Raw genomic sequence first — 16,371 nt, 5'->3', positions numbered from 1 at the left:
CACGCCGTGTGATGCCGCGCGCCGCTCCCGCGAGGAGCGCGCGCGGCCATGGAGACAGAAACAGATGAGTCAAGCGATCGAAGTGAAGGTGCCGGATATCGGCGATTACAAGGACGTGCCGGTGATCGAGATCGGCGTGAAGGTCGGCGATACGGTCGAGCCCGAGCAGTCGCTCGTCACGCTCGAGTCGGACAAGGCGACGATGGACGTGCCGAGCCCGGTCGGCGGCGTCGTGAAGGAAATCAAGGTCAAGGTGGGCGATTCCGTGTCGGAAGGCTCGCTGATCATCCTGCTCGAAGGCGGCGCTGCAGCGCAGGCGAACGGCGCGGCTGCGCCGGCCGCAGCACCGGCTCCGGCCGCAGCGCCGGCCCCGGCCGCGGCAGCCCCGGCGGCCGCACCGGCAGCAGCCGGCGGCACGCTCGAGGTGAAGGTGCCCGACATCGGCGACTACAAGGACGTGCCGGTGATCGAGATCGGCGTGAAGGTCGGCGACACGGTCGAGAAGGAACAGTCGCTCGTCACGCTCGAGTCGGACAAGGCGACGATGGACGTGCCGAGCCCGGCCGCCGGCGTCGTGAAGGATATCAAGGTCAAGGTGGGCGATTCGGTCTCGGAAGGCACGCTGATCGTGCTGCTCGAAGCCGCAGGCGCACCGGCTGCCGCGCCGCAGGCGAGCGCGCCGGCTCCGGCCGCTGCCGCGCCGGCTGCTGCTCCGGCACCCGCGCAGGCTGCGCCGGCCCCGGCTGCCGCGGCTCCGGCCCCGGCCGCTGCGCCGTCGGGCGAATACCGCGCGAGCCACGCATCGCCGTCGGTGCGCAAGTTCGCGCGCGAACTCGGCGTCGAAGTCGCACGCGTGCAGGGTTCGGGTCCGAAGGGCCGCATTACGAAGGAAGACGTCACGGGCTTCGTGAAGGGCGTGATGACCGGCCAGCGCGCGGCACCGGCAGCGGCAGCCGCGCCGGCAGGCGGCGGCGAGCTGAACCTGCTGCCGTGGCCGAAGGTCGACTTCTCGAAGTTCGGCCCGTTCGAGGCGAAGCCGCTGTCGCGCATCAAGAAGATCTCGGGCGCGAACCTGCATCGCAACTGGGTGATGATCCCGCACGTCACGAACAACGACGAAGCGGACATCACCGAGCTCGAAGCGCTGCGTGTCCAGCTGAACAAGGAAAACGAGAAGGCGGGCGTGAAGTTCACGATGCTCGCGTTCGTGATCAAGGCAGTCGTCGCCGCACTGAAGAAATTCCCGACCTTCAACGCGAGCCTCGACGGCGACAACCTCGTGTTCAAGCAGTACTTCCACGTCGGTTTCGCGGCCGATACGCCGAACGGCCTCGTCGTGCCGGTGATCCGCGATGCGGACAAGAAGGGTCTCGTCGACATCGCGAAGGAAATGAGCGATCTGTCGAAGGCCGCGCGCGAAGGCAAGCTGAAGCCGGACCAGATGCAGGGCGGCTGTTTCTCGATCTCGTCGCTCGGCGGGATCGGCGGCACTAACTTCACGCCGATCATCAACGCGCCGGAAGTGGCGATCCTCGGGTTGTCGCGCGGGCAGATGAAGCCGGTGTGGGACGGCAAGCAGTTCGTGCCGCGTCTCATGCTGCCGCTGTCGCTGTCGTATGACCATCGCGTCATCGATGGCGCCGAAGCCGCGCGGTTCAATGCGTATCTCGGCGCGTTGCTCGGCGATTTCCGTCGCATCGCTCTTTGATGAGCGGGGAGGGGGCTCGCGGGGGCGTGGGTTTTTTGTTTGTTATCCGCGCCCTGTCGTTGAACCTGTATTGCTGACGGTCTGCTAGCGTCGCCCCTGCGCGGGGCGGCGGTCACTTTTCTTTGTCTTCCAAAGAAAAGTAACCAAAAGAAAGGCGCGTCCTTGGGCGGACAGCAAAGGTGGTCCTGCCCAGGTTCGCGTTCTTTTGCCAGGCCGTCGTTGCAGGTTCTTTCTGCGGGTTCCTCCCCCCTCTGTCTGCAGTCAATCAAGAAGGGGACAGTAATGAGTCTCATCGAAGTCAAGGTTCCGGATATCGGCGATTTCAGCGGCGTCGATGTCATCGAAGTCAACGTCAAACCCGGCGACGTGATCGAAAAAGAGCAAACGCTCATCACGCTCGAATCCGATAAAGCCTCCATGGAAGTGCCCAGCGACGTCGCCGGCACCGTCAAGGAAATCAAGGTCAAAGCCGGCGAGAAAGTCTCGCAAGGCACCGTCATCGCCATCGTCGAAGCTTCGGCAGGCGCCGCCGCACCCGCACCCGCGAAAGCACCCGAAGCGCCGAAGCCCGCAGCAGCTGCACCCGCACCGGCCGCCGCGCCGGCGCCCGCGCCGCAAGCCGGCAGCTACAGCGGTGCCGCCGACATCGAATGCGACATGCTCGTGCTCGGCGCCGGCCCCGGCGGCTACTCGGCCGCGTTCCGCGCCGCCGACCTTGGCATGAAGACCGTGCTCGTCGAACGCTACTCGACACTCGGCGGCGTGTGCCTGAACGTCGGCTGCATCCCGTCGAAGGCGCTGCTGCACACGTCGCTCGTCGTCGAGGAAGCCGCGGCGCTCGCGTCGCACGGCATCACGTTCGGCAAGCCGCAGGTCGACCTCGACAAACTGCGCGACTTCAAGGGCGGCGTCGTCAAGAAACTGACGACGGGCCTCGCCGGCATGGCCAAGGCACGCAAGGTCGAAGTGGTCACGGGCGTCGGCGCATTCGTCGACCCGTTCCACATGGAAGTGCAGGGCGAAAACGGCAAGAAGGTCGTCAAGTTCAAGCAGGCGATCATCGCCGCAGGCTCGCAAGCCGTGAAGCTGCCGTTCATGCCGGAAGACCCGCGCGTCGTCGATTCGACCGGCGCACTCGAACTGCGCCAGCTGCCGAAGCGCATGCTCGTGATCGGCGGCGGCATCATCGGCCTCGAAATGGCCACAGTGTACTCGACGCTCGGCGCCGAGATCGACGTCGTCGAAATGATGGACGGCCTGATGATGGGCGCCGACCGCGATCTCGTGAAGGTCTGGGAAAAGTACAACGCGAAGCGCTTCGGCAACGTGATGCTGAAGACCAAGACGGTCGGCGCGGAAGCGAAGGAAGACGGCATCTATGTGAAGTTCGAGGGCGAGAAGGCGCCGGCGGAAGCGCAGCGCTACGACCTCGTGCTCGTCGCGGTGGGCCGCAGCCCGAACGGCAAGAAGATCGGTGCCGACAAGGCCGGCGTCGCGGTCACGGATCGCGGCTTCATCGACGTCGACAAGCAGATGCGCACGAACGTGCCGCACATCTTCGCGATCGGCGACATCGTCGGCCAGCCGATGCTCGCGCACAAGGCGGTGCATGAAGGCCACGTCGCCGCGGAAGCCGCGCACGGCGAGAAGGCATACTTCGACGCGCTGCAGATTCCGTCGGTGGCGTACACCGATCCGGAAGTGGCGTGGGCCGGCAAGACGGAAGACCAGTGCAAGGCCGAAGGCATCAAGTACGGCAAGGCCGTGTTCCCGTGGGCCGCGTCGGGCCGCGCGATCGCGAACGGCCGCGACGAAGGCTTCACGAAGCTGATCTTCGACGAGGAAACCCACCGCGTGATCGGTGGCGCCATCGTCGGCCTGAACGCGGGCGACCTGATCAGCGAAGTGTGCCTCGCCGTCGAGATGGGCGCGGACGCGGAAGACATCGGCAAGACGATCCATCCGCACCCGACGCTCGGCGAATCGGTCGGCATGGCCGCCGAACTGTACGAAGGCGTCTGTACGGACCTGCCGCCGCAACGCAAGAAGTAACGCGACGCGCACGGCCGGCCATGCGCCGGTCACGAAAAACGCCGCCGCCCGGGCAATCCGGACGGCGGCGTTTTCTTTTGCCTGCGGCCGATGCGGCGATCAAACCGCTTGATCGAGCGCGGCGAGCGGCGGGCCGTTCGCGCACGTTCCGGCGCCGGAAACGAAAAAGCCGCGCTCGGCGCGGCTCTTTCAGGAGCAGGAGACGCTTACGCGGCCGGCTTGCTCGAACGACGTGCGGCAGCGGCGGTAGCAGCCTTCGTTGCGACGGCAGCAGCAGCGTTGAAGTTCGTTTCGGCGATTTCGACGGCTTGCTTCGTGGCCTTCTGAACCGTTTCGTACGTGGTGTTCGCAGCGTTCAGTGCCGACTTCAGCGCGGCGACAGCCGTTTCCGAACCAGCCGGGGCGTTCTTCGCGACGTTGTCGACGAGTGCCTGGACTTTCTTGTTCTGCTCGTCGAATTGCGCTTCGGCAACCTTCGCGAACTCGGCTTGCGTCGACGATGCGATTTCGTACAGGTGACGGCCGTACGACAGCACCTTTTCGGCGACCGGCTGCGACAGGCTGGCTTGCAGTGCGATCAGTTCCTGAGCGTCCTTCACCGACAGCAGGCGCTGTGCGTTTTCCTGCCCCTCGGTCAGCGTCGACTTCACGACCTGCAGGTTGAGTTCGATCAGCTTTTCGACGCCTTCGAATGCCTTGGTCGTCAGACCGAACAGGCTTTCGAGGTTGGCTTTTTGTGCAGCGGCGATTTGCTCGGGGGTCAGCAAGGACATGTCAAGCTCCTGAAAAGCGATCGCGTCGATCGCAGAGATAAAGGGCACTACGCTGGGGAACCTCGGATGCGCGTGCTTTGTGCAACGCAGCAATGAGGCCTATTTTAGGGCAGAGGAAGCGGATGTCAAGTACTTTTTGTGCGTTGCACAATCATCGTAAATTATCGATAAAACAACGAGTTATCGTGGCCGTTCGGAATCGGTTTCATGCGTAATCCCAAATGGTGCGCACGGCCGCAGGGCGAGCGCGGCGCACCATGATCACGCACAGGTAAACCTGACAGGCCCCTGGAACGTTATCCTTCTGTTCCTGTCGAAGAACGCGCCGTTTCGATGCGCGTGCCGTGGCGACGTGCCGCCGCCACGGTCGAGACCGGCGCCCTTGGCACGTCGAGCACCGGATACGTAGTTTCCCCGCTTTAAATCGCCTCCAAAGTGACGTTATCTCAATTAACCGTGTGGTAATCGGGAGACGGGCGCTGTCGGGCGGTGCACTCATTGGTTTTTTCGATGGGGGCGGGAGGGGTCATTGGTCTGAGGTTGGCCGACCCTTACATTCCGGTTTAACGACGATCGGTAAGTGCCTAATATTGCTCTTTTTTTCAGCTTTAACTACACTTGCGGAAACCTCCCGCCCGCTTTGTCCAGACCCCAATGAAAGCCGAATCGTTTTCACCGCGCAGACTGTTGCAGAGCATGACGCTCGGCACGGCTGTGTCGGTCGCAGTCGCCTTGCTGGCGACGACAGCGTCCGTCGCGCCTGCTGACGCCTTTGCCGCCACTGCGAAGACCCAACAAGCCGCCAAGAAAAAGGCCGTCGCTCCTGCTTCGTCAGCGAAGAAGAAGTCGGCCAAGGCGACCTCCGACAAATCCGCCAAGGTCGCCGAGGCCGATGCGCCGCGTGCGAAGGCGTCGCGAAAGCGGGTGACGCTCGCCGCGAACAACCTGCATGGCGGCCACCGCGGCGCGGTCCGCAAGGTCGCGTTCCAGCCGCGCCGTCCGACGGTCGGCCAGGCGTTCGGCCTGCACGACACGCCCGACGCGCTCGCGCTGCGTTCGAGCGTCGCGTACGTCGTCGACCAGAATTCCGGGGAGCCGCTGTTCGACAAGAATTCGCACGCCGTCGTGCCGATCGCGTCGATCTCGAAGCTGATGACGGCGATGGTCGTGCTCGACTCGAAGTCGCCGATGACCGACCAGATCGAAGTCACCGACGAAGACCGCGACTACGAGAAGGGCACGGGCTCGCGCCTGTCGGTCGGCTCGGTGCTGTCGCGCGAGGACATGCTGCACATCGCGCTGATGGCGTCGGAAAATCGCGCGGCCGCGTCGCTGTCGCGTTATTACCCGGGCGGCCGTCCGGCGTTCATCGCCGCGATGAACGCGAAGGCGAAGGCGCTCGGCATGACCGATACGCACTTCGAGAATTCGACGGGCCTGTCGAGCTCGAACGTGTCGAGCGCACGTGACCTCGTGAAGATGGTCAATGCGGCGTACCAGTATCCGATGATCCGTCAGTTCTCGACCGATCGCACGTACGAGGTGTACACGGGCAAGCGCAACCTGGTCTACAACAGCACCAATGCGCTGATCCGCGGCAACGGCTCGTGGGACATCGGCCTGCAGAAGACGGGCTTCATCAACGAAGCAGGCGAATGCCTCGTGATGCAGGCGACGATCCACGGCCGGCCGATGGTGATGGTGCTGCTCGACTCGTTCGGCAAGTACTCGCGCTTCGCCGACGCATCGCGCCTGCGCAACTGGCTCGACGCCGGTGGCGGCGAGCGCCTGACGGCAGCCAACACGCCGAACGGCGGCACCTGATCGCGTCGCGGCGGTTCGCCGCCGCTTTGCAGGCGCAAAGGAAAAAGCCCCGCAATCGCGGGGCTTTTTTTCGTCGGGAAAAAACCGGGGTGGGCGAGGGCGGGCTTACGCCTGCCGCTGCAGTCCGTCCACGTCTTTCGAGGGCGCGGGCCGGTAGCCGAGCGATTCCGAGATGGTGAGCGCCGTGCGGCTCAACTGGCCGAGCCACGCGTCTTGCAGGCGGTCGGCCGGTGCCGACAGCGACAGGCCCGCGACGAGCTTGCCCGAATCGTCGTAGATGCCGGCCGCGATGCAGCGCACGCCGAGCTCCAGCTCCTCGTTGTCGCGCGCGCACGATTGCTGGCGGACGATCGTGAGCTCGCGCTCGAGCTTCGCGATGTCGGTGATGCTGTTCTGCGTATGGCCGGACAGCCCCGTGCGCGTTGCATAGGCGCGCACGCGCGACGTTTCGTCGGCCGCGAGGAACAGCTTGCCGACCGACGTGAGGTGCAGCGGCGCGCGGCCGCCGATCGCGCGGACGACCTGCATCCCCGAGCGTTCGGAATACGCGCGCTCGATGTAGACGATCTCGTCGCCCTGCCGTACCGACAGGTTCACGGTCTGCCCGGTGAGGCGGTGCAGTTCGCGCATCGGCATCAGCGCCGCGTCGCGCACCGACAGGCGCGCCTTCACGAGGTTGCCGAGCTCCAGCAGCCGCATGCCGAGGCGGTAGGTGCCGGGATCGGAACGGTCGACGAGGCGACAGGTCACCATGTCGTTGAGGATGCGGTGCGCGGTCGACGGGTGCAGCTCCGTGCGCTGCGCCAGTTCCTTCAGGCTGACAGGATCGCTGTGCGCGGCGAGCGCGTCCAGCAACCGCATCATGCGTTCGATCACCTGGATCGACGTTTTTGAATCCGGGGTGGGTTGGCTCATGTCGGGGGAGAAATCGGTTGACGCGTCAAGCGGTGTTGCAACGATTGTATCTCGTATCGTGAAAAAAGCGAACGCCGTTCGAGGAAGTCCTCGTTTCTCGCGCGGCCGGGTTGCGCGCGAGCAGGCGTTGGTCTTGCCAGCCAAACGGCGGATAATGAGAGCCGTTTTCTCGAAGGAGCACGTATGCGAGTCGGTTTGTTCGTGACCTGCCTGGTCGATCTGATGCGCCCCGAAATCGGTTTCTCGGCGCTGAAGCTGATTCGCGACGCCGGCTACGAGGTGATCGTGCCGCCCGCGCAGACCTGCTGCGGCCAGCCCGCCTACAATTCGGGCGACCGCGCACTGGCGCGCGATCTCGCCGAAAAGACGCTGCGCGAGTTCGAGCAGTTCGATTACGTCGTCGCGCCGTCGGGTTCGTGCGGCGGGATGATTCGCGCGCACTACGGCGACCTGTTCCGCGACGACCCCGAACTGATGGGGCGCTACACGCGGTTCCAGCAGAAAGTCTACGAACTGACCGATTTCCTCGCGAACGTCGCGAAGGTGTCGCTCGCGCCGGGCGAATTCACCGGGCCCGTCACCTATCACGACTCGTGCTCGGGCCTGCGCGAGCTCGGCGTGAAGGCGCAGCCGCGCGCGCTGCTCGCGCAGCGCGGCGTCGCGGTCACCGAGATGAAGGACTGCGAGCACTGCTGCGGCTTCGGCGGCACGTTTGCGGTCAAGTACGGCGACATCTCGGCGGCCATCGCGGACGAGAAATGCGCGAACGTGCGCGCATCGGGCACGGGCGCCGTCGTGCTCGGCGATCTCGGCTGCATGCTGAACATCGAAGGGCGGTTGCGCCGCACCGGCGACCGCGACACACGCGTGCTGCACGTCGCGCAGGTGCTGGCGGGCGACGTCTGACGCCCGGTTCCGCTCACTTTTCCCCCGATACCGCGATGCAAGTCCAATCGATGCATTTCAAGGCGCGCGCCGGCCAGAAGCTGGCCGACCAGCGCCTGCAGCAGAACCTGAAGAAGCTGTCGACGAAGTTCGTGTCCGCGCGCGCCGACGCGATGACCGCGATCGACTTCCCGGCCACGCGCGCCGCGCTCAAGGCACGCCGCAACCGTGCGCTGGAAAACCTCGATGTCTGGCTCGAGGCGTTCGAGCGCGAGGCGACGCGGCGCGGCACGACGGTGCTGTTCGCCGAGACGACCGCGGATGCCGCGCGGCTCGTCGCCGACATCGCGCGCCGGCACGACGTGAAGAAGGTCATCAAGACCAAGTCGATGGTGTCGGAGGAAATGCGCCTGAACGCGGTGCTCGCGGAGATGGGCGTGCAGTCGATCGAGACGGACCTCGGCGAATACATCCTGCAGATCAACGATAACGAGCCGCCGAGCCACATCATTGCGCCCGTCGTGCACAAGGACAAGGACGAGATCGCCGACCTGTTCGCGCGTACGCACCACCGCGAGCGGCTCACCGAGATCCCGGACATGACGCGCGAGGCGCGCGAGGTGCTGCGCCCGCATTTCATGTCGGCCGACATGGGCGTGACGGGCGGCAACTTCGTGATCGCCGAGACGGGCTCGGTCGCGATCGTGACGAACGAAGGGAACGAGGGCATGTGCACGGTGATGCCGCGCGTGCACGTGGCGGTGACGGGCATCGAGAAGGTGCTGCCGACGCTCGAGGATCTCGCGACCGCGATGCGACTGCTGCCGCGTTCCGCGACGGGGCAGAAGACGTCGAACTATTTCTCGCTGCTGACCGGCCCGCGCGGGCCCGGCGACGAGGATGGTCCCGAGCACAACTACGTGGTGCTGGTCGACGGCGGCCGCACGGGCCTGATCGGCGGCGAGTTCCAGGACATGCTGCGCTGCATCCGCTGCGGCGCGTGCATGAACCACTGCCCGGTGTACCAGAAGGTCGGCGGCCACGCTTACGGCTGGGTCTATCCGGGGCCGATGGGGTCGGTGCTGACGCCGAGCTACGTCGGGCTCGACCGCACGCTCGACCTGCCGCAGGCCGCGACGCTGTGCGGCGAATGCGACAGCGTGTGCCCGGCCGGCATTCCGTTGTCGCACCTGCTGCGCACGCTGCGCGAGAAGCAGGTCGAGCGGCACCTGCGGCCGTGGCGCGAGCGGGCGGCGCTCGCCGCGTGGGGCTTCTTCGCGCGGCGGCCGATGCTGTACGCGCTGACGACCAAGCTCGCGGTGCGCGTCCTCGAGCGCTTGGGCGGCAGCGGCGGCATGCTGCGGCGCCTGCCGATGATGGGCGGCTGGATGGATACGCGCGACATGCCGACGCCGACCGGGCGCACGTTCCGCGAGCTGTACGCGGCGTCCCAGAGCCACCTCGGCTGACGACTGTTCATCGGGCGGCAACAGTGCGTTCGCTATTTGCATATTTATCTCGATAGATGCGGTCTATAGAATCCTGTCTGTAGTCCCCGGAAGTGGATTTCGGGGTACCCGGTCAAGGAGGTTCGCATCATGAGAAAGACAATATCGATGTACTGGCCGCTGGCAATCGTCGTCCCGCTGGCAGCGGCAGCCTATCTGCATGCGATGGCCGATGCGCCGTCGCGTGGCCCGCTGGCGGTGCACCAGGCGTCTGCCGAGCTGGCGCGCGCGGTGTCGTTCGGGCTGGTCGGCGACGCGGCCAAGCCGCTGCCGGCGGCAGCCGGCGACGTCGTGCTCGCCGCGCCGAAGGCGCTGTAATGCACGGCGCCGTCGCTTTGCGCGGCGGCGCGATTTCGGCCGTCTTTGTATAATGGCCGGCTATTTCCTCACGCGGTCCGCCGCAACTTCCCGATAGTGCGATGACCCGCGTTGCGATCTGTTTCGTCTGTCTCGGCAACATCTGCCGCTCGCCCACCGCGGAAGGCGTGATGCGCCACCAGGTCGACGCGGCCGCGCTGGCCGACCGGATCGCGATCGATTCGGCCGGCACCGGCGACTGGCACGTGGGCGAGCCGCCCGATACGCGGGCGCAGGCAGCCGCGCTCGGCCGCGGCTACGACTTGTCGGCGCTGCGCGCGCGGCAGGTGAGCGCGGCGGATTTCGAGCGCTTCGACCTGCTGCTGGCGATGGACGAGGCGAATCTCGCGGAATTGCGGCGGCGCTGCCCGCCGCAGCATCGCGACAAGGTGCGCCTGCTGATGGAGTTCGCACCGGGATCGGGCGAAACCGAAGTGGCCGACCCGTATTTCGGCGGCGCGCAGGGGTTCGAGCAGGTGCTCGACCAGGTCGAGCGCGCGTGCGCGGGCCTGCTGGAAACGCTTCGGGCCCGTACGGCGCGCTGATCGCACGGTATTCAGCGGTCTGCGAATACCCTTTCAAAGACATGGATACTTGACTAAAATCGTCAAATATTTATACTTGACCAAAATCGTCAAGATTGCAGTCCCCTAGACACCATGAGACTCACCACCAAAGGCCGTTTCGCCGTCACGGCGATGATTGACTTGGCACTGCGCCAGGAGCAGGGCCCGGTGACGCTTGCAGGCATCAGCCAGCGCCAGCGGATTTCGCTCTCGTATCTCGAACAGCTGTTCGGCAAGCTGCGCAGGCATGAAATCGTCGAATCCGTGCGCGGCCCGGGCGGCGGCTACAACCTCGCGCGTCGCGCGCAGGACGTCACCGTTGCCGACATCATCATCGCGGTCGATGAACCGCTCGATGCCACGCAGTGCGGCGGCAAGGGCACGTGCGACGGCTCGAAGCAGCCCGACGGCCATTGCATGACGCACGAGCTGTGGTCGACCCTGAACCAGAAGATGGTCGAATACCTCGACTCCGTGTCGCTGCAGGATCTCGTCGATCAGCAGCGTGCACGCGAGGGCGCCCCTGCGGTGCTGCGCGATCGCCGCACACCGGAGCCCGTCGCCGCACCGGCCGAGCCCGTGCGCACGATGCCGCTCGGCCCCAATTCGGTGTTCAACATCGCGAGTTCGTGAGCGCGAAGGCGCCCGCCATACCCCATAACGCACATAGTTAGTCCCTGCACAGAATACCCGGAGCGACAGATGACCCAAGAGACTCTCCACCTGCCCATCTACATGGATTACAGCGCGACGACGCCGGTCGATCCGCGCGTGGTCGACAAGATGGTGCCGTACCTGCGCGAGCAGTTCGGCAACCCGGCGTCGCGCAGCCACGCTTACGGCTGGGACGCGGAGCGTGCGGTCGAAGAGGCGCGCGAACAGGTGGCCGCACTCGTGAACGCCGATCCGCGCGAGATCATCTGGACGTCCGGCGCAACCGAATCGGACAACCTCGCGATCAAGGGTGCCGCGAACTTCTACAAGGGCAAGGGCAAGCACATCATCACGGTGAAGACCGAGCACAAGGCCGTGCTCGATACGTGCCGCGAGCTCGAGCGCGACGGTTTCGAAGTCACCTACCTCGACGTGAAGGATGACGGCCTGATCGACCTCGACGTGTTCAAGGCCGCACTGCGCCCGGACACGATCCTCGTGTCGGTGATGCACGTGAACAACGAGATCGGCGTGATCCAGGACATCGAGACCATCGGCGAGATCTGCCGCGAGAAGGGCATCGTGTTCCACGTCGACGCCGCGCAGTCGACCGGCAAGGTCGTGATCGACCTCGCGAAGCTGAAGGTCGACCTGATGTCGTTCTCGGCGCACAAGACCTACGGCCCGAAGGGCATCGGCGCGCTGTACGTGCGCCGCAAGCCGCGCGTGCGCATCGAAGCGCAGATGCACGGCGGCGGCCACGAGCGCGGCATGCGTTCGGGCACGCTGGCGACGCACCAGATCGTCGGCATGGGCGAAGCGTTCCGCATCGCCCGCGAAGAAATGGCGACCGAGAACGAGCGCATCCGCATGCTGCGCGACAAGCTGCTGCGCGGCCTGTCGCAGATCGAGGAAACCTACGTGAACGGCGACATGGAACACCGTGTCCCGCACAACCTGAACATCAGCTTCAACTTCGTCGAAGGCGAGTCGCTGATCATGGCGATCAAGGACGTCGCGGTGTCGTCGGGCTCCGCATGCACGTCGGCGTCGCTCGAGCCGTCGTACGTACTGCGTGCACTGGGCCGCAACGACGAACTCGCGCACAGCTCGATCCGCTTCACGGTCGGCCGCTTCACGACGGAGCAGGAAGTCGACTTCGTGATCAATCTGCTGAACAGCAAGATCGCGAAGCTGCGCGAACTGTCGCCGCTTTGGGAAATGCACCAGGAAGGCATCGATCTGTCGACGATCGAATGGGCCGCACACTAATACCGCATTGAATGCACCCGCGGGCGGATTGACGCACGCAGACGTAACGAGTCAAGGAGTCTGAGTCATGTCTTACAGCAACAAGGTTCTGGATCACTACGAAAACCCGCGCAACGTCGGTTCGTTCGCGAAGGACGACGACACGGTCGGCACGGGCATGGTCGGCGCGCCGGCGTGCGGCGACGTGATGAAGCTGCAGATCCGCGTCGGCGCGGACGGCGTGATCGAAGACGCGAAGTTCAAGACCTACGGTTGCGGTTCGGCGATCGCGTCGAGCTCGCTCGTCACCGAGTGGGTGAAGGGCAAGACGCTCGACGAAGCACTGTCGATCAAGAACACGCAGATCGCCGAGGAACTCGCGCTGCCGCCGGTGAAGATTCACTGCTCGATCCTCGCGGAAGACGCGATCAAGGCAGCCGTGGCCGACTACAAGAAGCGCCACGATACCAAGGAAGGCGATCAGGCAGCAGCCTGAGCGGCATCGAGCGGCTAGAGAAGGAAACGCGGCGGGCCCGGGCGGCGCGCCGCGGCAAGGACATCATGGCAATTACACTGACCGAAAAAGCAGCACAGCACGTTCAGAAATACCTCGTCCGTCGCGGCAAGGGTATGGGCCTGCGGCTTGGCGTTCGCACGACCGGGTGCTCGGGGCTCGCGTACAAGCTCGAGTATGTCGACGAGCTGGCTCCCGAGGATCAGGTGTTCGAGAGCCATGGCGTGAAGGTGATCGTCGATCCGAAGAGCCTCGCGTACATCGACGGCACCGAGCTCGATTTCGCCCGCGAAGGCCTGAACGAAGGGTTCAAGTTCAACAACCCGAACGTGAAGGACGAGTGCGGTTGCGGCGAATCGTTCCGCGTGTGACGCGGATCTCCGCGCGATGCGGGCAAGAGGCGGCACGGGCCGCCTTTTTAATGTGCGGCGTTTGCCGCGCGACGAACCGGAATTGAACGCGACGATGGTCTCGCTGAAAGACAGCCACTTCGACCTGTTTCACCTGCCGGCGCAATTCGCGCTCGACGAAACGGCGCTCGACGCCGCCTACCGGACGGTGCAGACGCAGGTGCATCCGGACCGCTTCGCGGCGGCCGGCGATGCGCAGAAACGTATCGCGATGCAATGGGCCACCCGCGCGAACGAGGCGTATCGCACGCTGCGCGATCCGCTGAAGCGCGCGTCCTACCTGCTGTCGCTGCGCGGCGTCGACATCGGCGCGGAAAACAACACGGCGATGGAGCCTGCGTTCCTGATGCAGCAGATGGAGTGGCGCGAAGGCATCGAGGATGCCGCGGCCGCCCGCAACGTCGACGCGCTCGACGGGTTGCTCGCCGAGTTGCGCGACGAGAAGCGCGTGCGCGTCGAGCGCCTCGGCACGCTGCTCGACAGCGGCGCCGACCAGGCCGCGGCGGAAGCCGTGCGCCAGCTGATGTTCATCGAACGCGTCGCGTCGGAAGTGGGCGCGCAGATCGAGCGCCTCGAAACTTAACCGCGTGCCTCGCGGCACGCGCAGCAAACGGGCCGAGCGCCCGAACGAACCAAGATGGCTTTACTGCAAATTTCCGAACCGGGCATGGCGCCGGCGCCGCACCAGCGGCGACTCGCCGTCGGGATCGATCTCGGCACGACGAACTCGCTCGTCGCGGCCGTGCGCAACAGCGTGCCGGAAGTGCTGCCGGACGAGGCGGGCCGCGTGCTGCTGCCGTCGGTGGTCCGCTACCTCGAGAAGGGCGGCCGTCGCATCGGCCACGAAGCGAAGGAGCAGGCCGCCACCGATCCGCGCAACACGATCGTGTCGGTCAAGCGTTTCATGGGCCGCGGCAAGGCCGAGGTCGAAGGCGCGGCGAACGCGCCGTACGAATTCATCGACGCGCCGGGCATGGTGCAGATCCGTACCATCGACGGCGTGAAGAGCCCGGTCGAAGTGTCGGCCGAGATTCTCGCGACGCTGCGCTATCGCGCCGAGGATTCGCTTGGCGACGATCTGGTCGGCGCGGTGATCACGGTACCTGCGTATTTCGACGACGCGCAGCGCCAGGCGACCAAGGATGCGGCGCGCCTCGCGGGCCTCAACGTGCTGCGCCTGCTGAACGAACCGACTGCCGCGGCGATCGCCTACGGCCTCGACAATGGCGCCGAAGGCCTCTACGCGGTGTACGACCTCGGCGGCGGCACGTTCGACCTGTCGATCCTGAAGCTGACGAAGGGCGTGTTCGAAGTGCTGGCTGCGGGCGGCGATTCCGCGCTCGGCGGCGACGATTTCGACCATGCGCTGTTCGGGCACGTGCTCGCGCAGGCCGGCATCGACGCGAAGACGCTGGCGCCCGAAGACGTTCGCCTGCTGCTCGACCGCGTGCGCGTGCTGAAGGAAGCGCTGTCCGCCGCGCCGCAGGCGTCGCTGGACGTCACGCTGTCGGGCGGTGCGCACCTCGTGCAGACGATTACGCACGACACGTTCGCGTCGCTCGTCGAGCCGCTCGTGCAGCGCACGCTCACGCCGACCCGCAAGGCGCTGCGCGACGCGCAGGTCACGCCGGCCGACATCAAGGGTGTCGTGCTGGTCGGCGGCGCGACGCGCATGCCGGTGATCCGCGACGCGGTCGCGAAATATTTCGGCCAGCCGCCGCTCGTGAACCTCGATCCGGACCAGGTCGTCGCGCTCGGCGCGGCGATCCAGGCCGACCTGCTCGCGGGCAATCGCGGTACCGGCGACGACTGGCTGCTGCTCGACGTGATTCCGCTGTCGCTCGGCGTCGAGACGATGGGCGGCCTCGTCGAGAAGATCATTCCGCGCAACTCGACGATTCCGATCGCGCGTGCGCAGGAATTCACGACCTTCAAGGACGGCCAGACGGCGATGGCGATCCACGTCGTGCAGGGCGAGCGCGAGCTCGTCGCCGACTGCCGGTCGCTCGCGCGCTTCGAGCTGCGCGGCATTCCGCCGATGACGGCCGGCGCCGCGCGCATTCGCGTGACCTATCAGGTCGACGCGGACGGCCTGCTGTCGGTGTTCGCACGCGAACAGCTGTCGGGCGTCGAGGCGTCGGTCGTCGTGAAGCCGTCGTACGGCCTCGCCGACGACGACATCGCGAAGATGCTCGAGGACAGCTTCAAGACGGCCGAAATCGACATGCGCGCGCGCGCGCTGCGCGAAGCGCAGGTCGAGGCCGAGCGGATGCTCGAGGCGACGCAGGCCGCGCTCGCGGCCGACGGCGAACTGCTCGATGCGGACGAGCGCACGCAGGTCGATACGCTTGCCGCCGCGCTGCGTGCGATCGTGCAGGGCGACGATACGAACGCGATCGAGGCGGCGACCAAGGCGCTGGCCGACGGCACCGACGAATTCGCGGCGCGCCGGATGGACAAGAGCATCAAGCGCGCGCTGTCGGGCCGCCGGCTCGACGAGATCTGAACTTGCGAACCGCGCATCGGCCGGCGACGGCCCGCGCGCGATGATGAACCGTGCGGCGCGTCGCGCCGCACCCTGACTGACGGAACGGACATGCCTCAACTGGTGGTGCTGCCTCACGTCGAACTGTGCCCGGATGGCGCAGTGATCGACGCGACGCCCGGCAAGAGTATCTGTGACAACCTGCTCGATCACGGGATCGAGATCGAGCACGCATGCGAGAAGTCGTGCGCCTGCACGACGTGCCACGTGGTGATCCGCGAGGGCTTCAACGACCTGACGCCGTCCGAAGAGGACGAAGACGATCTGCTGGACAAGGCGTGGGGCCTCGAGCCGACGTCGCGCCTGTCGTGCCAGGCGATTGTGAAGGAAGATTCGGACCTGGTGGTCGAGATCCCGAAGTACTCGATCAACCACGCGAAGGAAAACCACTGACCCAGACCGGAGGCAG

16 protein-coding genes are annotated in these 16,371 nt (G+C 65.7%); 14 read left to right on the top strand and 2 right to left on the bottom strand.

From position 1 onward, the window contains the following. Positions 1–64 precede the first annotated feature (64 nt). Both aceF and lpdA read left to right on the top strand, forming a co-directional pair. Positions 65–1,708 (top strand): dihydrolipoyllysine-residue acetyltransferase, encoded by a 1,644-nt coding sequence (gene aceF, locus DIE03_RS27800; RefSeq protein WP_124455460.1) that lies wholly within the window; start codon positions 65–67, stop codon positions 1,706–1,708. A 282-nt stretch (positions 1,709–1,990) separates the two neighbouring features. Then, positions 1,991–3,760: a dihydrolipoyl dehydrogenase gene (lpdA, locus tag DIE03_RS27795; RefSeq protein ID WP_124455459.1), complete on the top strand. Its 1,770-nt coding sequence runs from the start codon at positions 1,991–1,993 to the stop codon at positions 3,758–3,760. Between the two features lie 206 nt (positions 3,761–3,966). Here the strand turns inward: lpdA and DIE03_RS27790 are convergent, their stop codons facing one another. Next, positions 3,967–4,533, bottom strand: a complete 567-nt coding sequence (locus DIE03_RS27790) for a phasin family protein (RefSeq protein ID WP_124455458.1) — start codon at positions 4,531–4,533, stop codon at positions 3,967–3,969. Between the two features lie 654 nt (positions 4,534–5,187). Here DIE03_RS27790 and pbpG point away from each other — a divergent pair. Next, on the top strand, positions 5,188–6,357 hold the full coding sequence (gene pbpG, locus DIE03_RS27785; RefSeq protein ID WP_124455457.1) for a D-alanyl-D-alanine endopeptidase: 1,170 nt from the start codon (positions 5,188–5,190) through the stop codon (positions 6,355–6,357). Positions 6,358–6,462: 105 nt separating this feature from the next. On the opposite strand, the gene DIE03_RS27780 is transcribed toward pbpG, so the two are convergent. Further along, the gene (locus DIE03_RS27780) at positions 6,463–7,272 is read right to left on the bottom strand and encodes an IclR family transcriptional regulator (protein ID WP_059233713.1); all 810 of its coding nucleotides are present in this window, start codon (positions 7,270–7,272) and stop codon (positions 6,463–6,465) included. 183 nt (positions 7,273–7,455) lie between these two features. On the opposite strand from DIE03_RS27780, the gene DIE03_RS27770 reads away from it, so the two are divergent. The 11 genes from DIE03_RS27770 (at position 7,456) to fdx (ending at position 16,355) form a co-directional block, all read left to right on the top strand. Further along, the gene (locus DIE03_RS27770; protein WP_124455455.1) at positions 7,456–8,178 is read left to right on the top strand and encodes a (Fe-S)-binding protein; all 723 of its coding nucleotides are present in this window, start codon (positions 7,456–7,458) and stop codon (positions 8,176–8,178) included. A gap of 35 nt (positions 8,179–8,213) precedes the next feature. Then, on the top strand, positions 8,214–9,626 hold the full coding sequence (locus tag DIE03_RS27765; RefSeq protein ID WP_124455454.1) for a lactate utilization protein B: 1,413 nt from the start codon (positions 8,214–8,216) through the stop codon (positions 9,624–9,626). Positions 9,627–9,755: 129 nt separating this feature from the next. Then, the gene (locus tag DIE03_RS27760) at positions 9,756–9,983 is read left to right on the top strand and encodes a hypothetical protein (protein WP_124455453.1); all 228 of its coding nucleotides are present in this window, start codon (positions 9,756–9,758) and stop codon (positions 9,981–9,983) included. Between the two features lie 101 nt (positions 9,984–10,084). After that, entirely contained in the window at positions 10,085–10,567 is a 483-nt protein-coding gene (locus DIE03_RS27755; protein ID WP_124455452.1) for a low molecular weight protein-tyrosine-phosphatase, read from the top strand. 114 nt (positions 10,568–10,681) lie between these two features. Continuing rightward, positions 10,682–11,221 (top strand): Fe-S cluster assembly transcriptional regulator IscR, encoded by a 540-nt coding sequence (gene iscR / locus DIE03_RS27750; protein ID WP_009691731.1) that lies wholly within the window; start codon positions 10,682–10,684, stop codon positions 11,219–11,221. Between the two features lie 69 nt (positions 11,222–11,290). Beyond that, positions 11,291–12,514, top strand: coding sequence for an IscS subfamily cysteine desulfurase (locus tag DIE03_RS27745; protein ID WP_124455451.1), 1,224 nt, complete (start codon positions 11,291–11,293; stop codon positions 12,512–12,514). A gap of 67 nt (positions 12,515–12,581) precedes the next feature. Beyond that, positions 12,582–12,989: a Fe-S cluster assembly scaffold IscU gene (iscU, locus tag DIE03_RS27740; protein WP_006481982.1), complete on the top strand. Its 408-nt coding sequence runs from the start codon at positions 12,582–12,584 to the stop codon at positions 12,987–12,989. Positions 12,990–13,054: 65 nt separating this feature from the next. Further along, positions 13,055–13,378 (top strand): iron-sulfur cluster assembly protein IscA, encoded by a 324-nt coding sequence (gene iscA, locus DIE03_RS27735; RefSeq protein WP_012492710.1) that lies wholly within the window; start codon positions 13,055–13,057, stop codon positions 13,376–13,378. Positions 13,379–13,472: 94 nt separating this feature from the next. Beyond that, on the top strand, positions 13,473–14,000 hold the full coding sequence (gene hscB, locus DIE03_RS27730; protein WP_124455486.1) for a Fe-S protein assembly co-chaperone HscB: 528 nt from the start codon (positions 13,473–13,475) through the stop codon (positions 13,998–14,000). A 54-nt stretch (positions 14,001–14,054) separates the two neighbouring features. Beyond that, on the top strand, positions 14,055–15,923 hold the full coding sequence (gene hscA / locus DIE03_RS27725) for a Fe-S protein assembly chaperone HscA (protein ID WP_124455450.1): 1,869 nt from the start codon (positions 14,055–14,057) through the stop codon (positions 15,921–15,923). Between the two features lie 90 nt (positions 15,924–16,013). Then, positions 16,014–16,355, top strand: a complete 342-nt coding sequence (gene fdx, locus DIE03_RS27720; RefSeq protein WP_006478392.1) for an ISC system 2Fe-2S type ferredoxin — start codon at positions 16,014–16,016, stop codon at positions 16,353–16,355. Positions 16,356–16,371: the final 16 nt, after the last annotated feature.

It is taken from the genome of Burkholderia sp. Bp8992 (genome assembly GCF_003853705.1).
Taxonomy (GTDB): domain Bacteria; phylum Pseudomonadota; class Gammaproteobacteria; order Burkholderiales; family Burkholderiaceae; genus Burkholderia.
Note: the sequence above shows the minus strand (reverse complement) of the source record. Positions and strands in the feature narration are given on the sequence as shown.